Genomic DNA, 19439 nt, shown 5'->3' with positions numbered 1-19439 from the left:
ATCACACGGAACAAGCGCAAGTGCTCACGAGATTGTCACCGTTCCGTCCCAGATGGCTGTGGACCAGGGCCGGTCGGAGGTGTATTGGGGGCGTAGTGCGGGCGTAGTGGGGGTGCGGCGGACATGGGAGCCCGCGCGCGCGGGACGGGCGGCGGGCCGCTACAGCGCGGAACCCGCCTGCCACTGGGCCCAGCTGAGATTCCAGCCGCCCATCCCGTTGTCGGCGGCCACCGTACGGTCGTGGGAATTCGTCACGCGGATCGGGTCGCCGACCAGGGAGTGGTCGAAGAACCAGCCCGCCGGGCTGGTGGCGCTGCCGCCCTTGACGTCGCGCAGCCCGATGCAGCCGTGGCTGACGTTGGCCGAGCCGAAGACCCCGGCGGGCGACCAGTAGTTGCCGTGCACGAAGGTGCCGGAGTTGGTCAGCCGCATCGCGTGCGGAACGTCCGGGATATCGTATTCGCCGCCGAAGCCGACCGTCTGGCCGTTCATGCGTGTGACGGCGTACTTCTCGGCGATGACCATCACGCCGTCGTACGTGGTGTGCTGGGGCGCGCCGGTGGAGGCGGGGAGGGTGCGCAGTACGGCGCCGCCGCGCCGGACGACCAGGGTGTGCGCCACCGCGTCGACGGTGCTGCGCTGGTCGCGGCCGATGGTGAACCGTACGTCCTTGGACTGGGTGCCGTAGACGCCGGGCGCGCCCTGGACGTCGCGCAGCCGCAGGTGGAGGGTGACGCGGGTGCCGGCCTTCCAGTAGTCGGCGGGGCGCAGGTCGAGGCGCTGGCCGCCGAACCAGTGGCCGGTGACGGGGACGGCGGGTACGGACGTGACCGTGACGGCGCGTTCGACGGCGGCGCGGTCGGTGACCGGGCGGTTGAACTTCAGCGAGACGATCATGCCGACGCCGACGGTCGAGCCGTTCTCCGGGGTGAAGAAGCCGATGAAGGTGTGCTGCGGCACGAGGGTGGTGAAGTCGGCGTGCTTGGCGGCCGGGCGGCCCTGTTCGTCGACCGCGTAAGCGTCGACGGTGTAGCGGGTGGCCAGCGCGAGGCGTCCGGTGGGCTGCCAGCCGCTGCCGTCGGCGGCGAGGGTGCCGGGCACGGCGGTGCCGTCCGCGCTCTTGGCGGTGACCCCGGTGAGCCTGCCCTGGCCTACGGTGACGCGCAGCGTCCCGCTGGCCGGTACGTCCTTCGCGCCGTCGCCGGGCGATACGGTGATGGCCGCCTGCGAGACGTCCGGCACGGCGGTCGGCACGGCGGTCGACGTGGCGCCCGGCGTGGCGCCTGGGGCCCGGTCGTCACCCCCGCCCGTACCGCCGCCGGACCCGCCCGGTCCCCCGCAGCCCGCGATCAGCGTCGCGCCCAGTACCACTCCCGCACCCGCGCGCAGCACGCGCCTCACCGCTGTCTTCACGCACCGTCAACGAGGCGACTACCGCCGGGGAAACGCGCTGTCCGCCGTCACCTGCACCGATCAACCGTGTGACTCCGTACCCCCCGGTGGGAATGAATGGAGCAGCGGGCGCGGGGAAACGGCCGTCGACGCGGGGAGGGACACCCGGCGTACGGTACGGACCCGGCCCGCCCTGCCGGGCACAGCACACCTGGTCACAGCACACCTGGTCACAGCTCGGTCCTTCGGAGCCGCGGGAGGCATACACGTGTCAGAGACACGCGAACACGGCGTCGTGGGACGCCCGGAGGGTCTTCCGCTGCCCGCAGGGGATCCGGGGGCGGCGACCGTACCGCCGCCGTCGTCACCGCCGTCGTCGCCGCCGTCGCCTCTGCCGGGGCCGCTGCCGGCCGTGCCGCCGGACCCGCCGGTGGCTTCCGTATCGCTGCCGTCCGGTGCCGCGGACCGGCGGACGGCGCCGCGGCTCGCGACCGTGTGGCCCGGCTCGGCGCAGCCGCTCGGCGCGCGCTTCCACGCCGGTCCCGGCGGGCGCGCGGGCACCAACTTCGCGCTGTGGGCGGGCGGGGCGGAGTCCGTCGAGGTGTGCCTGTTCGACGCGGACGGCACCGAGACGCGGGCGCCGCTGACCGAGCTGACCCATGAGATATGGCACGGCTTCGTACCGGACGCGCTGCCGGGCCAGCGGTACGGCTACCGGGTCGGCGGTCGCTGGGACCCGTGGACCGGCGCCCGCTGGAATCCGGCGAAGCTGCTGCTCGACCCGTACGCGCGGGCGGTGGACGGCGACTTCACGCTGGTCCCCGAGGTCTACGGGCACGCCCGCGACTGGCCCGAGCGGCAGGTCGCCGACACCGTGCGGGACAACCGCGACTCGGCGCCGTACGTCCCCAAGGGCGTCGTGGTCGACGATGACGACGACTGGGAGGACGACCACCGGCCGAAGACGCCCTGGTCGGACTCGGTGATCTACGAGCTGCACGTGCGCGGTTTCACCCGGGCGCACCCGGACATCCCGCCGGAGCTGCGCGGTACGTACGCCGGTCTCGCGCACCCGGCGGCCATCGCCCATCTGACCCGGCTCGGGGTGACCGCCGTCGAGTTGCTGCCGGTGCACCACTTCGCGCACGAGGAGCACCTGGAGCGCAAGGGGCTGCGCAATTACTGGGGTTACAACTCGATCGGCTACTTCGCGCCGCACGCCGCGTACAGCGCGAGTGGCACGCGCGGCGAACAGGTCGGCGAGTTCAAGCGGATGGTGCGGGCGCTGCACGCGGCGGGCATCGAGGTGATCCTCGACGTGGTCTACAACCACACCGCCGAGTCCGGCGAGGGCGGCCCCACGCTGTCGCTGCGCGGCATCGACAACCGCGGTTACTACCGGCTCCAGCAGGACGCCCGGCGCTACGCCGACTACACCGGCTGCGGCAACACCCTCAGCGTCGTCCAGCCGCACGTGCTGCGGCTGATCACCGACAGCCTGCGCTACTGGGTGACCGAAATGGGCGTGGACGGCTTCCGGTTCGACCTGGCGGCGGCGCTCGCCCGCTCGATGCACGACGTGGACATGCTCTCCCCTTTCCTCGCGGTGATCGCCCAGGACCCGGTGCTGCGCCGGGTCAAGCTGATCGCCGAGCCGTGGGACGTGGGCTCCGGCGGCTACCAGGTGGGCGCCTTCCCGCCGCTGTGGACGGAGTGGAACGACCGGTTCCGCGACACCGTACGGGACTTCTGGCGGGGCGCGGCCGGGGACGTACGCGATCTGGCGTACCGGCTGTCCGGGTCGAGCGACCTGTACGACTGGGGCGGGCGGCGGCCGTACGCCTCGGTCAACTTCGTCACCGCGCACGACGGTTTCACCCTGCGCGACCTGGTGAGCTACGAGCGCAAGCACAACGAGGCCAACGGCGAGGACGGGCGGGACGGCACCGACGGCAACCGGTCGTGGAACTGCGGCGCCGAGGGGCCGGCCGACGACCCCGGCATCAGCGCGCTGCGCCGCCGCCAGATCCGCAACCTGCTCTCCACGCTGCTGCTGTCCACCGGAGTGCCGATGCTGGTCGCGGGCGACGAGATGGGGCGCACGCAGGGCGGCAACAACAACGCGTACTGCCAGGACAACGAGGTGAGCTGGATCGACTGGTCGCTGGCGGACGATCCGGCCTGGCGGTCGCTGTCCGGTCTCGCGGCGCGGCTGATCGCCCTGCGCCGGGCGCATCCGGTGCTGCGGCGCGGCGGCTTCTTCTCCGGGCTGGCGCAGGCGCCGGAGGGGCTGCGCGATCTGGCCTGGTTCGGGCCGCGCGGCGAGGAGATGACGGACGAGGACTGGTTCGCGCCGGGCTCGACGCTGGGGATGTTCCTGTCGGGGCAGGAGATTCCGCAGCGGGACGCGCGGGGGGAGGCGGTCGTGGACGACAGCTTCCTGCTGATCGCGCACGCGGGGTCGCGGCCCGCCGCCTTCACGCTGCCGGGGGCGCCGTGGGCGGCGGCGTACGAGCTACTGGTGGACACGGCGTTGGAGGAGCAGGCGGCGGCGCCGGACGGGGCGCGTGCGGCGGCTGGTTCCGAGGTGGCGGTGGCGGAGAGGTCCGTACGGCTGTACCGGGCGTGCGGCGGCGGGGAGGGGGAAGAGGGCCTGGTCAGCGGGTGAGTTCGGTCGCCGGACCGGGTGGGCGGTGGACGGGCCGCGGTGTGGCGTGGATCGGTGCGGAACGGTGCGGATCAGTGCGGAACGGTGTGGACGGCGCCGAATGGTCCAGTCCACTATGTCCTGGTGACCTCTTCCGCGCCCAGCCCCGACCGCGCCGGGGCCGATGCCGCCGAGTCGCTTTCGCAGCCGAATCTCATGCCGTTGTCCGACGCCGCGGTGGATCTCGCAGCGGCGGACCTGGCCGGCCTCGCAGCGGCGGATCTGGCCGCGGCGGGCCTCGCGCGCACTTCCCCGCTTCCCGGCAAGGAGCGGCTGTGGTCGGCGAATTTCCGGTTCTACTTCACCGCCCGCTCCGTCGCCATGCTCGGCGACACGATGCTGCCGGTCGCGCTGTCCGCGGGCCTGATCCAGTACGGCTACTCGGCCGGTGACATCGGCCTGGTGATGGCCGCGTCCACCGCGTGCTTCGCCGGATTCGTCATCTTCGGCGGGGTCTTCGCGGACCGCTTCAACGCGCGGCGGCTGATGATCGGCGCAGATCTCGTACGCGTCGGCACGCAGTCCACCGCGGCGGTGCTCTTCCTCACCCACCACATCACTCTGTGGGAGATGGCGCTGATCGCCGTCGTCAACGGCACGGCGGCGGCCATGTTCCAGCCGGGCGTGGCCAGTACGGTCGTGCGGGTCGCCACCGATGTGCAGGGCGCCAACGGCGTGACCCGTACCGCCGAGTCCGTCGCGGGACTGGCCGGGCCCGCGGTCGCCGGTGTCCTGGTCGGCTTCACCTCACCGGGCGTCGTCTTCGCCGTCCACGCGTCCACGTATCTGGTCAGCGCCCTGTGCCTGATCGCGCTGCGGCTGGCCCCGCGCGCGAGCGCCGCGCTCAAGAGCGCGGGCACCTTCAAGGCCGATCTCGCCGAGGGCTGGCGGGAGTTCCGCGCGCGGACCTGGATGTGGGGGGTGATCGTGATCTGGATGGGCTACATGATCTTTGTCTTCGGCCCCTACATACCGCTCGCCGCCGGTCAGATCATCCCCGAGCACGGCGCGGGCGCCTACGGCCTCGTCAACTCCGCGCTCGGCGGCGGCACCGCGGTCGGCGCCCTCGTCGCCATGCGGCTGCGCGCCGTCCACCCCCTGCGCGCGGGCTCCATCGCCCTCTTCGGCACCGCCCTGATGCCCGCCTCGGTCGGCTTCGACCTCCCGGTCCCCGCGATCGCCGCCTGCGTCTTCTGCTCCGGCATCTGCTGGGCCTACTGGGGCGTCAACTGGGCCACCAGCGTCCAGACCCAGGTCCCCGGCGAGATCCTCAACCGCATCCACGCCTACGAGGTCGCCGGCTCCATCGCGATGATGCCCGTCGGCCAGTCCCTCGCCGGCCCCGCCTCCGCCGCCTTCGGCGCCCGCCACGTCCTCCAGACCGGCGCCGTCGTCACCCTCATCGTCTGCACCCTCCTCCTCTCCGTCCCCGCCATCCGCAACCTCCGCCGCGCCCCGACGCCCTGACCCACGCATCCTCCGGCCGCCGCACCGCCCCGGCGATCTTTTCAGCGGCGTACGACCACGGTGCTCGCGACAGTGTCAAAGGTGCTGTGGTGGTACGGCCGGTCCTGGACGAGGTGAGCGAGGCGGACGAGGACGGTGATCGCGTTGATCACCGGGATCAGCCAGCACATGGTCGCCAAGAACCGGGCCCGCTTGAAAGCCTCCTGCCACGTCGCCCGCTCGTGACCGCGCCAGACGCGGGCGACCCGCAGGCCGGTGACGAGCAGGCCCGGCGTGCCGCCCCACAGCGCGACGAAGACGGTGCCGTACAGCGTGAGCCAGACGAAGCCGCCGAGCCACAGCCCGAGCAGGTCCCAGTAACCGCCGCCGTCCGGCGCGACCGCGTTCTGCAACGCGGTACCGCCCATCAGGGGTACAGCCAGACTCGCCCCGGCCACAACGAGATCGATCAGCGCGGCGAGGAACCGCCGCCCCGCGGGGGCGAGTTCGACGACCACCGCGCCACCGGCCACGGGCAGCGTCCCCTCGACACCCCCCTGAACATACGCGGTGTCCGACCCGGTCGGCCGCACCCCGTTCAGCGGGTCCCTCCCCCGCGTCACGTCGCCGACCGCCGTAGGCACCCGCACCTGCGTCACACCGCCACCCCCAACGCGTACCGCACCGTCTCCACGTCACCGGTGGGCACGGCCAGGTCGTACGACCCGCTCCCGGTCGTCAGCCCGAACCGCCGAAACGTGAACGCCCCCGTCACACGTTCCCCCTCAGCCGACCGCCGCCGCAACAGCACATCCCCGTAGTCCGCGTCCCCGCAGCCCGCCGCACGTTCTTCCCCATCCCGCGTCCCCACCCCAGATGTTGTTCAAGTGGACATGAGTTGTCCAGGGGGTGATCTTGGCGGGCGTCAGGTCATGGCGGAGTAATAAAACCCCCAAGGATTCCCAAAAATCAGGGCAGCGGACAGCGAAATGGCGCGTATCCTCCCAGCGCGAAGAAGTCGGAAGGCTCTTCAGGAGACGCTTGGACGGGACTTTCTTGTCCGCTGTCGATCGCCAAGCGAGGCACCGAGACAGCACCGGTACAAGGTTGTCCGGAAACTCAGACATGGGTGATCCGGCGCAGCAACTGACGGCACACGCCGCAGAGATCAGCTCTATCGCCGAATACTCGCCAACCGTCAGCAGCCCATCTTCGTATTCGACGGATTCGAATCGACTGATCTGGAGATGTTCCCCGCTCAGCAGTCTTGGCCGGAAACCCGTTAAGCAAGATTTTCCGGGCGTGCCGTGTTCGCACGAATTGTGGAACAGCAGAAGCCCCGCCCCGGACGAACCAGGACGGGGCTTCTGTGGATTCCTAGAGGAATTCAAGAAGGCCGACTCATCAGCCCATCAAATCCTCTATAGTTTCATCCTTCAATCCTTCAATCCTCCAATTGAATGCCAAGCTCATCGAGATACCCCAACTGTTCGGCATCCAACATCCCTGGCGTCGACCGCTGCAACGGGTGAAGTAGATCCATGCCCACCGTCAACGAATCAGAGATTTCGAGGATTGCATGAATCTGAGCTTCGCGGACTCGCCCATCCGACTCAATTGAAGCCATCACTGCGAGCATCCGCACAACCGTATCCGCCTCTTCCTGATCGAAGATGCGCGACCAGTCGCTTGCGTTCTCAGCAGCAGCTTCTCGCTCATCACGTGCTTCGGACAGGATTCGTCTGGCCAGCCCAACCACTTGTTCAGCGCCGACAGTCATCACAGCCCCGGGAATTGCAGAGGCCATGGAATGTGCGTCGCATTTGCCGCGTCAAGATTGAAGTTCGGACTACCCGGGTTATGCACCTGCTGGTGGAATAGATTTCCAGCCTCATCCTGATATTGACGCCCAATCTGCCGCGTCCGTGTCTACGGCACCACCCGAAAAGACGCTGCGGCCAAGCTCACGGAGAAGATCGCCGTCAGCAACCTCGGTTTGCCCGTCGCAGCTGCCGACAGCACCGTCAGCGCGTACCTGAAGTACTGGCTGAACGGCGTTGCCGTCCACCAGGTACGGGAGAACACCCACACCCGCTACGCCGCCTCCATCCGCCTCCACCTCATCCCCGGCCTCGGCGCCAAGAAGCTCGCCCGGCTCACCACCCGCGACGTCCGCACCTTCCTCGACGGACTCCGCGCCACCTGCCAGTGCTGCAACAAGCGGCCCTCCCCGTTGACCGTGACCTACATCCACTCGGTCCTCAAGTCCGCCCTGGAGCATGCCGTCCGCGAAGACGACCCACCCCGCAACGTCGCCCGCAACATAAAGACCCCCACACCCCACCCTCGACGTTTCAAGCCCTTCACTGCGAACGAGGCCCGGCAGTTCCTCCTCTCAGCCAGCAACGACCGGCTCCACGCCCTGTACGAACTCGCCCTGCGCACCGGACTCCGCAAGGGCGAACTCCTCGGGCTGCACCGGGAAGACCTCGGCCTCGACAGCGGCACCGCCACCATCCACCGCTCCCTCCAGCGCACCCGCAGCCAGGGCCCGACATCCTGCACACCAAGACCCGCGCCTCCGAACGCCGCATCACCCTCCCCACCGAATGCATCAACTCCCTCAAGATCCACCAGGAACGACAGCAGGAAGAGCGCCAGCCAGCCGGAACGAGTTGGACGCACAACGGGCTCGTCTTCACCACCCCCACCGGTAGACCGCTCGACCCCACCAATCTCACCCGCCGATTCCGCCGACTCCTCCAGCGCGCGCAGCTCCGGACCATCCGTTTCCACGACCTCCGACGCTCGACGGGCACTCTGCTCCTGGAACAAGGCGTCGACCTCGTCGTCATCAAGGAACTCCTCGGGCATGCCCACATCGGTGTCACCACCGGCATTTACGCCCACGTCCGACTCCGCCTCCAGCGCGATGCCATCGACCTCCTCGGGCGCGCCCTCGACCACCCCCTGAAATACGTATGGCAACGGCGGCGGACACCAAGTGTCCGCCGCCGTTGCCGTCAACTACTGCCGTCAAGCTCCCCCGGAGCCCCACGTGCAAGGCCGCAGGTTTGCTGTTACAACCCTACGAAGCCGATGCAGCCTACACGCGGGAGACCTTACGCCTCATCCGCCTGCTCTTCGGCAATGCGGAGAGCCGCGTCATCCGCAACTTCACTCCACACGATCAACCCCTCGGATTCGAATTCTTCCAGGAGGGCCTGCCGAATTTCGTCTACCGGGCGCCCCTTGTGAGTCCCGCGAACCTTCACGAAGGCGCGTTCAAATTTACGCAAATTCTCTTGAACGCGAGGAATATCTTTGTCGTACTCTGCGGGATCGACCATGCGAACGTCACCACCTATCACTTTCAGAGCCACACGGCCCTCATAGGTTCCTGCGATAGATCTGCTGTAGGTGCGACAGGGCTCCTGGGCCGAAGATGTGCTCGACCCTCCTGCTCACCTGGTCAGTGACCCGTGTAGTTATATGACCTTCTGCCGTCAGTCGATCGTACGTGCACTTACACATACGGAAGATGAGAATGGCTGGACGATCTCCGGAAGCGGTGCGACTCCCACCGAATGTCGCAGCAGCGCTGAGGGTGTCCAAATCCCCGGGACTCACCCGATACGTAAACAGGTTCCCTGGCTGCCCAACAGATCCGCCACTCGAATTCGCGCGAGCCGAATCACTACTGAGCCCATTCGCCTCGATGTTGTCGGCATGGGTAGAGCTCGTTCCATGCACGAAGTCCATCGACTCATTGCAATTGTGAACGAGTATCGGCGTAGCCCCCGCCAGGACATAGTACGTGTGGACGTCCGCGACCGTGAGGTTGTAGCGGTTGGCCGCACCAGGGGTGGTGTGGACGGCGAGGACCGTGACGTGCTGGTTGTGGTCGGTGTTGAGGGCGTGGCCGGATTTCAGGTGGCCCGCGGGGACCCAGGTGTGCGTGGTGTCGTCCCAGAAGGGGTGCTTGGAGGTGGTGTGGATGGTGGCGGGTTTGGCGCCGGGCGCGTGGACGGTGAGATCGACCAGGTCGTCGTCGTGATTGACCCAGGTCGCGGTGACCCCGTGCGAGCCGTCGTTCTTGCCGCTGTCCGGATCGGCGGTCTTCACCTTGTCGCCCACGGCGATGTCACTGATGGGCTTGGACTTGCCACTGTCCAAGAGCACAGGAGTGGCGGGGGAGAAGCTGAGCTTGCACCCCGCACCGGACTTCGGCGCCGCGTCGGCCGCCCTCGTACCGCCGGAGGCCGAACCCGAGCCCGCCTTGCTCGTGGCCGCGGATGCCGCGGAGTCCGCTCCGGCTGAGGCCGCCGCGTCCTCCTTGGCGAAGACCTCGGTGGCTTTGGCCACGGTCGCGGCAGCCACGCTGGCTGTCGCCACTTCTGCCGCGATGGTCGCGCCACCGGCGACGGCCGCACTTGTCGCGCCGCTTACCACGGCAGCCGTCACTCCGAATTCGGCACCCGCGGTGAATCCTTCGGCAGCGGCGAGAAGAACCGCCGCGCACGCGCCGCCCGACATCACGACACAGGCGACGGCTCCGACCACGACGGCGGTCGCCACGACCGCGGCGATGACGGGGTGCTGTTCCACCACGTGCTTGACCTTGTGGACGGCGCTCTTGACGCCGCACTTGACGTCCCAGAAGCCGCAGTGCTTCTTCGTCTTGTCGGTGCCCTGCCCCGAGTACTGCTTGTCAGCGGCGGCGAGGTTCTTCTGGCACGAGTCGTCGCAGGCTCCGCCGCCGCCGACGTCGCCGTTCATCAGGCCGGTGGGGTCGCTGCCGGTGACGGGGTTGCCGGAGGCGTAGCTGTAGCCGTTGATCTGCTGGGGGTCGGTGAGTTCCAGGACCGGGTCGAGTGAGATGAAGCGGCCGGTCGTGGGGTCGTAGTCGCGCGCGCCGAGGTGGGTCAGGCCAGTGGCGCCCTTGGCGAGCCTCACCTCGGTATCGCCGAGGTACAGCGAGGTACCCGAGGAATCCCGGGACAGCAGCCGGTTGCCGTCGGAGTCGTCGGCCCGCGCCAAGTGGCCCTCGTCGTGAAATGTCAGGGACTCGGAGGGATCCAAAACTCGCCCGAGGAGCGGGGAGTTCGTGGCGGGAAGAGAGCGGGGGCGGGTACGGGCGGGGGAAAACCGGGTGAGCGGTGTCGGTGGTCGCGCCTAATGTCGGGAGGGATGTCTGCCACGACCACTGACCCCGCGCCCGCCGTCCGTTCGAGATCAGCGATTCGGTCGCTGCTGCGCCTTTGGCCCTATGTGCGGGCGGTGCGGGTGCGGTTGGGGGTGTCCGCTGTGGTGGGCGCGGGCGCGTCGTGCGTGGCGCTGCTGATTCCGCTGGTGCTGAAGTGGATGGTGGACGGGCCGGTCTCGGAGCACGATCCGGCCGGGGTGTGGCTGGGCGGCGGGCTGATCCTGCTGCTCGGGCTGCTGGAGGCGCTGCTGTTCGGGATCAGGCGGTGGCTGGTGGCCCGGCCGCTGGCCGGGGTCGAGGCGGCGATGCGGGCGGATCTGTACCGGCATCTCCAGCGGCTGCCGGTGGAGTTCCACGACCGCTGGGCGTCGGGGCAGTTGCTCTCGCGGGCGACGATGGACCTCCAGATCCTGCGGATGTTCCTCGCCTTCCCGCTGGTCTTCCTGGTGGTCAACAGTGTCACCGTGCTGATCGGCTTCGCGATCCTGTTCGCGCAGTCCTGGCTGCTCGGCCTGGTGCTGCTGGCGCCCGCCGTACCGCTGATGATCATGTGTTCCGTCTTCGAGACGCGGTACGCGCTGGCCGCCCGCCGCGCGCAGGACCAGGCGGGCGATCTGGCCACGCTGGTCGAGGAGTCGGTGCTGGGCATCCGGATCATCAAGGCGTTCGGCCGGCACCGCAGCCAGGCGCGGGCCTTCCGCGCGCAGACCCGGGGGCTGTGGCGTACCGAGATGCGCAAGGCGCGGCTGCTCTCGAACATCTGGGCCGTGATCATGACGCTGCCCGAGGTGGCGATCGGCGCCGCGCTGGTGTGCGGGGTGCTCCAGGTCGCGGACGGCAAGCTGTCGGCGGGCACGCTGGTGGCGTTCCTGTCGACCGCGCTCGCGCTGCGCTGGCCGATCGAGTCGATCGGCTTCCTGCTCGCGATGAGCAATGAGGCGGCCACCGCCGCCGACCGGTACTTCGAGGCGATGGACACCCCCGAACCCGACAGCACCGGCAACACCGGCAGCACCGGCAACTCCAGCAGCACGGGCAGCTCCAGCACGGCCGAGGGCGACGCGAGCGCCACGGACGGCGCCGGAGCCGGGCGGCCGAGCGACGGCCTGCGCATGCACGCCGTCCGCTTCCGTTACCCCGACGCCCCCGACGCGGGACCCGACCTTCTCAAGGGCATCGACCTGCACATCAGCCCCGGCGAGACGATGGCCCTGGTCGGCGCCACCGGCAGCGGCAAGACGACGCTGACCGCGCTGCTCCCCCGGCTGCACCAGGCGACCGGCGGCCGGATCACCCTGGACGGCGCGGACATCGCCGACCTGCCGGTCAAGCGGCTGCGCGAACTGCTCGCCGTCGCCTTCGAGGAGCCGACGCTGTTCTCCGCGACCGTACGGGAGAACGTGGCGATGGGCGCGGGCCCTGAGGGCGCCGACGAGGCGGACATCGTACGAGCCCTGGCGGTCGCGCAGTGCGGCTTCGTGGAGCGGCTGCCGCAGGGCCTGGACACCCAGGTCGGCGAGCAGGGTCTGAGCCTTTCCGGCGGGCAGCGGCAACGGCTCGCGCTGGCCCGCGCGGTGGTCGGCCGCCCGCGGTTCCTGGTCCTGGACGACCCGCTGTCGGCGCTCGACGTGCACACCGAGGCGCTGGTCGAGGCCGCGCTGCGCGAGGTGCTGGCCGACACGACCGCGCTGGTCGTCGCGCACCGCCCGTCCACGGTGATGCTCGCCGACCGGGTGGCGCTGCTGGAGGACGGCCGGATCGCGGCCGTCGGCACGCACGCCGAACTGCTGCGGGACAGCGCGGTCTACCGCCACCTGATGTCGGGCGCCGACGAGGAGCCGGGCGCCGAAGAACGAACCGGGGAGGCCGACGAGGCTTCCGCCGCGCGGGAGAGGAGCGACGCCCGATGACGTCCGCGACAGAACAGGGCGCGACAGAACAGGGCGCACCGCAAGCGGGCTCGGCGGACAGCGCCCAGAAGGCCGGCGCGGCCGAAGAGTACGGCTTCGACGAGCCCACCGCCGCGCCGCTCCCGCCCGACGGCCCCGTCACCAAGGACGACCCCTTCGCCAAGGACGTCCTGCCCGCCCCGAAGAACGCCCAGTTCGCCCTCCTGCGCTCGCTTCTCGGCCCGCACCGCGCCCGCGTCTGGCTGGCCGCGATCCTGCTGCTGGTCCAGCAGGCGGCCGTGCAGGCGGGCCCGCTCCTGGTCGCGTACGCCATCGACCACGCGATCCCGGCGGTACGCGACGGCAGGCACGGCGCGCTGATCGCGGTCGCCTGCGGCTACATGGGCTGCGGTATCGCCTCAGGCACGCTCCAGCGCTTCTTCATCCGGGTCGCCGCCCGGGTCAGCCAGGACGTGCTGGTCGACCTGCGCGGCCGGATCTTCCGGCACGCCCAGACCCTCAGCCTGGACTTCCACGAGCGCTACACCTCGGGCCGGCTGATCTCCCGCTCCACCTCGGACGTCGAGTCGATCCGCGAGCTGCTCAACGACGGCCTGGACGAACTGATCGAGGTCGTGCTGTCGGCGTTCTACATCACCGCGCTGCTGATCTTCCTCGACTGGGAGCTGGGCCTGGCGGCCCTGGTGTCGTACGCCCCGCTGTACGTGGCGATCCGCGTGTACCAGCGCCGCTCCATGGTCGCCTACCGCAAGCGGTCCACGGCCATCGCGGCCGTCATCGTGAAGTTCACCGAGACGATGAACGGCATCCGCCCGGTGAAGGCGTTCCGCCGCGAGGAGCCGAACGACGAGGCGTTCCTGGAGCTGAACCACCGCCATGAGCGGGCCAACGGCGACGCGATCCTGGAGATGGCGCGGTACGTCGTCGGCTCCCGCGTGCTCGCCAACGTCACGATCGCCGCGATCGTGATGTGGGGCGCGTACCGGGTGGCGGACGGCGGGATGGCGCTCGGCGTGCTCGCCGCCTTCGTGCTGTATCTGCGGCGGCTCTACGACCCGATCGACCGCCTCGGCATGTTCCTCAACTCCTATCAGTCCGCGGCGGCTTCGCTGGAGAAGATCGCCGGGCTGCTGGCCCAGCGGCCGACCGTGCCGGAGCCCGCGCCCGAGCGCGCGGTGCCGCTGCCGGAGCGGACGGGCGAACTGCCGGGCCGCGACGTCGTCTTCGACGAGGTGCGCTTCGCGTACCGCACGGGCGGCGAGGTGCTGCCGCGGTTCTCGCTGCGGCTGCCCGCGGGGCAGACCGTCGCCGTGGTGGGCGCGACCGGCGCGGGCAAGTCGACGCTCGCCAAACTGCTGGCCAGGTTCTACGACCCCACCAGCGGCCGAGTGCTGCTGGACGGCGTGGAGTTGAGCGATCTCACGCGGACCGATCTGCGGCGCGGGGTCGTGATGGTGACGCAGGAGGCGTTCCTGTTCTCCGGGACCGTCGCGGAGAACATCTCGATCGGCCGGCCGGACGCCTCCCGCGAGGACGTGGAGGCCGCCGCGAAGGCCATCGGCGCCCATGACTTCATCGCGGCGCTGCCGGACGGCTACGACACGGACGTACGCAAGCGCGGCGGCCGTATCTCCGCGGGCCAGCGCCAACTGGTCGCCTTCGCACGGGCGTTGCTCGCCGATCCCGGTGTGCTGATCCTGGACGAGGCGACGTCCTCGCTGGACGTGCCCGGCGAGAAGGCCGTCCAGCACGCGATGCACACCGTGCTCAACGGGCGTACGGCGGTGATCATCGCGCACCGGCTGTCGACCGTGGAGATCGCCGACCGGGTCCTGGTGATGCGCGACGGCCGGATCGTCGAGGACGGCACCCCGGACGAACTCATCGCGGACAAGGGCCACTTCGCCGGACTCCACCAAGCGTGGCGGAACAGCCTGGTCTGACCGTCAGCGCCCCTGCGACGAGGCCGTCCACGCCGCCCGTGGCACCCGCCCGCGTCGGCGCACCGCCCGGCCCGCCACGCCGGACCGCCCGGCCCACGCCAACGAACCGCCCTTCGCGCCACGCGCCAGGGGCGGTTCGTATTGCCAGGACACCGACTCCGCCTGATCCAGAGGGCCGGATTGGTCCCGTCTTGACCCCATTCACCCGCAGAAAAACTTCTTCTCCGCGCAACACCGCGATGACAAATGACCGCTATGCGAACACCGCTCACCGAACAGCGGACTGTTTTCGGCCAAGTTTGCCCCACGCCACTGACATGTACCGGTAAAGGATGCCACTCTGTGCCCCGTTCCACAGCAACGCCACAGCTCTTCACAGCTCTACAGCAGTGCCACAGCTCTACCCGGACAGATCACCAACCCCACCTGTCCGGACTGTCACCGACCGCCCATCCGCGGTCGCCGCAGAAGGAGTGACGAGTGCGCAGATCCCCCCGCAAGGCAACAGCAGCAGGAGTGCTGATTGCCGGTGCAGCGATGCTGGCGGTCGCACTGCCCGCGGGTACGGCCTCAGCAGGCGTACCCGGGCAGGCAACGGCCCAGGCCAGTACACATGTTCAGCCGCGAGCGGGTGCGCTGCCCGCATCGCTCTCCCCGGCCCAGCAGGCCACCCTCGTCTCGCAGGCGCAGACCAGGAGCGCGGCCACCGCGTCCTCGCTGCACCTGAGCGCGGGTGAGAAGCTGGTCGTCAAGTCCGTCACCAAGGACACCGACGGCACCGTCCACACCCGCTACGAGCGTACGTACCAGGGCCTGCCGGTCCTCGGCGGCGACTTGATCGTGCACCAGGACGCCGCAGGGGCGACCACCGGTGTCGACAAGGCGACCAACGCCTCGGTGGCGGTGGCCAGCACGACCGCGGTCAAGAGCGCGGACTCGGCGAAGACCACCGCGCTGGCCCGCGCGAAGGCGGACGGCGCGGCCTCCCCGGCCGCGGTCGGCGCCCCGCACAAGGTCGTCTGGGCCGCGTCCGGTACGCCCGTACTGGCCTGGGAGTCCGTCATCGGCGGCTTCCAGGAGGACGGCACGCCGAACCAGCTCCACGTCATCACCGACGCGAGCACCGGCAACCGGCTGTACGAGTACCAGGGCATCGAGACCGGTGTCGGCAACAGTGAGTACAGCGGCCAGGTCACCATCGGCACCACGCAGTCCGGGTCGACGTACACGATGACCGACGGCGGCCGCGGCGGCCACAAGACGTACAACCTGAACCACGGCACCTCCGGCACCGGCACGCTGTTCTCGCAGTCCAGCGACACGTGGGGCGACGGCAACCCGTCGACCGCCACGACCGCCGGCGTGGACGCGGCCTACGGCGCCCAGGAGACCTGGGACTTCTACAAGAACACCTTCGGCCGCAGCGGCATACGCGGCGACGGTGTGGCCGCGTACTCCCGCGCCCACTACGGCAACAGCTACGTCAACGCCTTCTGGGACGACTCCTGCTTCTGCATGACGTACGGCGACGGCAGCGGCAACACGCACCCGCTGACCGCCCTCGACGTCGCGGGCCACGAGATGAGCCACGGCGTCACCTCCAACACCGCGGGGCTGAACTACTCGGGTGAGTCCGGCGGTCTGAACGAGGCCACCTCGGACATCTTCGGTACCGGCGTGGAGTTCTACGCCAACAACACCTCCGACCCGGGTGACTACCTCATCGGCGAGAAGATCAACATCAACGGCAACGGCACGCCGTTGCGGTACATGGACCAGCCGAGCAAGGACGGCGGCTCGAAGGACTACTGGTCCTCCAGCCTGGGCGGCCTCGACGTGCACTACTCGTCGGGCCCGGCCAACCACTTCTTCTACCTGCTCTCCGAGGGCAGCGGCGCCAAGGTCATCGGCGGTGTGAGCTACAACAGCCCGACCTCCGACGGTCTTTCGGTGCCCGGCATCGGCCGGGACAACGCCCTCAAGCTCTGGTACAAGGCGCTCACCGAGCGCTTCACCTCGAACACCAACTACGCGGCGGCCCGCACCCAGTCGCTCCAGGCGGCGGCCGACCTGTGGGGCGCCAACAGCGCCACGTACAACACGGTCGCCAACACCTGGGCGGCGATCAACGTCGGCAGCCGGGTCACCACGCCCAGCGGCGTCACCGTCACCAACCCGGGCGCCAAGTCCACCGTGGTGAACACGGCGGCCAGCCTCCAGATCCAGGCGAGCACCACCAACGGCGGCGCGCTGACCTACACCGCGACCGGTCTGCCGACCGGTCTGTCGATCAACGCCTCCAGCGGACTGATCTCCGGCACCCCGACCGCGACGGGTACGTACAGCGTCACGGTCACGGCGAAGGACTCCACCAACGCCACCGGTACGGCGACCTTCACCTGGACCATCACCAGTTCGGGCGGCGGCGGCTGCACCGCGGCGCAGCTCCTGACCAACCCGGGCTTCGAGAGCGGTAACACCGGCTGGACCGCGTCCTCCGGCGTCATCGACAACAGCACGGGCGCTCCGTCGCACGGCGGCTCGTACAAGGCGTGGCTCGACGGCTACGGGACCACCCACACCGACACGCTCTCCCAGTCGGTGACGATCCCGGCGGCGTGCACCAACGCCACGTTCACCTTCTACCTGTACGTGAGCAGCCAGGAGACGACCACGACCACGGCGTACGACAAGCTCACCGTCGCCGCGGGCAGCACCACGCTGGTCACGTACTCCAACCTCAACAAGGGCAGCGGCTACGTGCAGCGGTCGGTCAACCTGTCCGCGTACAAGGGGCAGACGGTCACCCTGAAGTTCACGGGCACCGAGGACGCCAGCCTCGCGACGTCGTTCGTGATCGACGACGCGGCGGTCAACGTCAGCTAGCTCGTACGGCTCGTGTCTGAGTCCTGCGGCGGGTCCCCACCCGCCGCAGGACCCGGGCGGAGGATCTCGCGGGGTCAAGATCGACCGGAGGCCGCCGGACTCTGGTAGGCTGGTCGCGTTGCAGTTGTGGTACCCAGAACTTTTTGTGCGCCTGGATGATTGCGATTCCGGGCGCACTTTTGTTTTGCCGGATTTCTCCGGTGTGGGGTGATCATCTACAGCGACCCATATCCGTACAGTGCGGGTTTGGAAACTGCCCCACCATAGGGAGATTGTTATGGCCACCGGAACCGTGAAGTGGTTCAACTCGGAAAAGGGCTTCGGCTTCATCGAGCAGGAGGGTGGCGGCCCGGACGTGTTCGCCCACTACTCGAACATTCAGTCCCAGGGCTTCCGCGAGCTGCTTGAGGGCCAGAAGGTCGAGTTCGACGTCACGCAGGGCCAGAAGGGCCCGCAGGCGGAGAACATCCGCCCGCTCTAATTCTGAGCAACCGGGCCGCGACGCTCGGTAACGGGAGGCCCGCACCGCACGGTGCGGGCCTCTCGCGTGCAGCCGCCGCAATGGCTCCCGCCGTGGCGGCCCGAGGAAGGAATCCCGCTTTTGTCACCCGTGTCCCCCGTAAAGCTGTTCTCCGAGCTTCCGCTCGACCCGGCGCTGGTCGCCGCCCTGGACGCCGACGGGGTGACAGAACCGTTTCCGATCCAGGCCGCGACGCTGCCGGACTCGCTCGCCGGCCGTGACGTGCTCGGCCGCGGCCGTACCGGCTCCGGCAAGACGCTGGCCTTCGGCCTGCCGATGCTGACCCGCGTCAAGGCGCTCGGCCGCCGCGCCGACGCCAAGCGTCCGCTGGCGCTGGTGCTGGTGCCCACCCGCGAGCTGGCCACCCAGGTGACCGACGCGCTCGCGCCGTACGCGAAGGTGCTCGGGCTGCGGACCACCGCGGTCGTCGGCGGCGCCTCCATCACCAAGCAGATCGCCGCGCTGCGCGGCGGGGCCGAGATCCTGGTCGCGACCCCCGGACGGCTCTTCGACCTGATCGAGCGGCGCGCCTGCTCGCTGGACCAGGTCGGCGTGACCGTACTGGACGAGGCCGACCAGATGGCCGACATGGGGTTCCTGCCGCAGGTCACACGGCTGCTGGAGCAGGTCCAGCCGGGCGGGCAGCGGATGCTGTTCTCCGCGACGCTGGACCGCAATGTCGACAAGCTGGTCAAGCGGTTCCTGAAGAATCCGGTCACGCACTCGGTGGACCCGTCGTCCGCGACGGTGACGACGATGGAGCACCATGTGCTGCACGTCGACGAGGCGACCAAGCGGGCGGTGACCGCGGAGATCGCCGCCCGGCAGGGTGGCGTGATCATGTTCGTCGGCACCAAGCGCGGCGCCGACCGGCTCACCAAGCACCTGCTGGGTCTCGGGGTGCGGGCGGTGGCGCTGCACGGCGGCAAGTCGCAGCCGCAGCGGAACCGGGCGCTCGACCAGTTCCGTACGGGGACGGCCGACGCGCTGGTGGCCACGAATGTGGCGGCGCGCGGGATTCACATCGAGGGTCTCGACCTGGTCGTGAACGTCGATCCGCCGACCGAGGCCAAGGACTATCTGCACCGCGGCGGGCGTACGGCGCGGGCCGGTGAGTCCGGCACGGTCGTCACGCTGGTGCTGCCCGAGCAGCGGCGTGAGAACGCCCGGCTCATGACGCAGGCCGGTATCCGGCCGCACACCGCCCGGGTCCGTCCGGGCGACGCGGATCTGGTCAGGATCACCGGTGCCCGGCAGCCGTCCGGCACCCCGGTCACGCTGCCCGCCGCCGAGGTTCCGGCCCCCAAGGCCAAGGCTCCCGGCGCGGCCCCGTCCCGCCGCCGCCGTGGCGGCTCCGCCGCCGGTTCGTCCGCCGGCACCGGGCAGGACGCCGGGCGCCGGGCCGAGAAGGCCGCGGCCCGCCGTACGG

13 protein-coding genes and 1 pseudogene are annotated in these 19439 nt (G+C 69.6%); 8 read left to right on the top strand and 6 right to left on the bottom strand.

Translation table 11 applies throughout. The annotated features are described in order from the left end of the window. Window positions 1-159: 159 nt before the first annotated feature. Window positions 160-1413 (bottom strand): Ig-like domain-containing protein, encoded by a 1254-nt coding sequence (locus BGM09_RS02470; protein WP_317452498.1) that lies wholly within the window; start codon window positions 1411-1413, stop codon window positions 160-162. 409 nt (window positions 1414-1822) lie between these two features. On the opposite strand from BGM09_RS02470, the gene glgX reads away from it, so the two are divergent. Together glgX and BGM09_RS02460 are read left to right on the top strand one after the other, a co-directional pair. Continuing rightward, on the top strand, window positions 1823-4060 hold the full coding sequence (glgX, locus tag BGM09_RS02465) for a glycogen debranching protein GlgX (RefSeq protein WP_411158242.1): 2238 nt from the start codon (window positions 1823-1825) through the stop codon (window positions 4058-4060). 123 nt (window positions 4061-4183) lie between these two features. Then, complete coding sequence (locus tag BGM09_RS02460; RefSeq protein ID WP_411158241.1) at window positions 4184-5566, top strand: MFS transporter; 1383 nt, start codon at window positions 4184-4186, stop codon at window positions 5564-5566. A gap of 41 nt (window positions 5567-5607) precedes the next feature. On the opposite strand, the gene BGM09_RS02455 is transcribed toward BGM09_RS02460, so the two are convergent. The 3 genes from BGM09_RS02455 to BGM09_RS39115 all read right to left on the bottom strand — a co-directional run bounded on the left by BGM09_RS02455 (window position 5608) and on the right by BGM09_RS39115 (window position 7411). Then, the gene (locus tag BGM09_RS02455; RefSeq protein WP_188279687.1) at window positions 5608-6204 is read right to left on the bottom strand and encodes an RDD family protein; all 597 of its coding nucleotides are present in this window, start codon (window positions 6202-6204) and stop codon (window positions 5608-5610) included. A gap of 785 nt (window positions 6205-6989) precedes the next feature. Continuing rightward, window positions 6990-7352: a hypothetical protein gene (locus BGM09_RS02450; RefSeq protein ID WP_188279686.1), complete on the bottom strand. Its 363-nt coding sequence runs from the start codon at window positions 7350-7352 to the stop codon at window positions 6990-6992. Continuing rightward, a complete protein-coding gene (locus BGM09_RS39115; protein ID WP_411158243.1) occupies window positions 7325-7411 on the bottom strand; it encodes a hypothetical protein in 87 nt (28 codons plus the stop codon). Before BGM09_RS39115 ends, BGM09_RS02450 begins: the two co-directional genes overlap by 28 nt. Window positions 7412-7463: 52 nt before the next feature. Here BGM09_RS39115 and BGM09_RS02440 point away from each other — a divergent pair. Next, window positions 7464-8506: pseudogene (locus tag BGM09_RS02440) on the top strand (tyrosine-type recombinase/integrase); the annotation flags it as partial. Window positions 8507-8667: 161 nt separating this feature from the next. Here BGM09_RS02440 and BGM09_RS02435 read toward each other — a convergent pair. Both BGM09_RS02435 and BGM09_RS37370 read right to left on the bottom strand, forming a co-directional pair. Then, complete coding sequence (locus BGM09_RS02435) at window positions 8668-8928, bottom strand: hypothetical protein (RefSeq protein WP_188279685.1); 261 nt, start codon at window positions 8926-8928, stop codon at window positions 8668-8670. A 7-nt stretch (window positions 8929-8935) separates the two neighbouring features. Beyond that, on the bottom strand, window positions 8936-10585 hold the full coding sequence (locus BGM09_RS37370; protein ID WP_223186191.1) for a polymorphic toxin-type HINT domain-containing protein: 1650 nt from the start codon (window positions 10583-10585) through the stop codon (window positions 8936-8938). Between the two features lie 150 nt (window positions 10586-10735). Here BGM09_RS37370 and BGM09_RS02420 point away from each other — a divergent pair, with 150 nt between their 5' ends. The 5 genes from BGM09_RS02420 to BGM09_RS02400 form a co-directional block, all read left to right on the top strand. Next, the gene (locus tag BGM09_RS02420) at window positions 10736-12661 is read left to right on the top strand and encodes an ABC transporter ATP-binding protein (protein ID WP_188279684.1); all 1926 of its coding nucleotides are present in this window, start codon (window positions 10736-10738) and stop codon (window positions 12659-12661) included. Beyond that, the gene (locus BGM09_RS02415) at window positions 12658-14604 is read left to right on the top strand and encodes an ABC transporter ATP-binding protein (RefSeq protein WP_188279683.1); all 1947 of its coding nucleotides are present in this window, start codon (window positions 12658-12660) and stop codon (window positions 14602-14604) included. The genes BGM09_RS02420 and BGM09_RS02415 overlap by 4 nt, the downstream gene beginning before the upstream one ends. A 480-nt stretch (window positions 14605-15084) precedes the next feature. Beyond that, a complete protein-coding gene (locus BGM09_RS02410) occupies window positions 15085-17490 on the top strand; it encodes a M4 family metallopeptidase (protein WP_317452497.1) in 2406 nt (801 codons plus the stop codon). 277 nt (window positions 17491-17767) lie between these two features. Continuing rightward, window positions 17768-17971 (top strand): cold-shock protein, encoded by a 204-nt coding sequence (locus BGM09_RS02405; RefSeq protein WP_188279682.1) that lies wholly within the window; start codon window positions 17768-17770, stop codon window positions 17969-17971. Window positions 17972-18037: 66 nt separating this feature from the next. Beyond that, a partial coding sequence (locus tag BGM09_RS02400; RefSeq protein ID WP_317452496.1) for a DEAD/DEAH box helicase occupies window positions 18038-19439 on the top strand: 1402 nt, incomplete at its 3' end.

The sequence above is a fragment of the Streptomyces sp. CBMA29 genome (genome assembly GCF_014596445.1).
Classification (GTDB): domain Bacteria; phylum Actinomycetota; class Actinomycetes; order Streptomycetales; family Streptomycetaceae; genus Actinacidiphila.
Note: the sequence above shows the minus strand (reverse complement) of the source record. Positions and strands in the feature narration are given on the sequence as shown.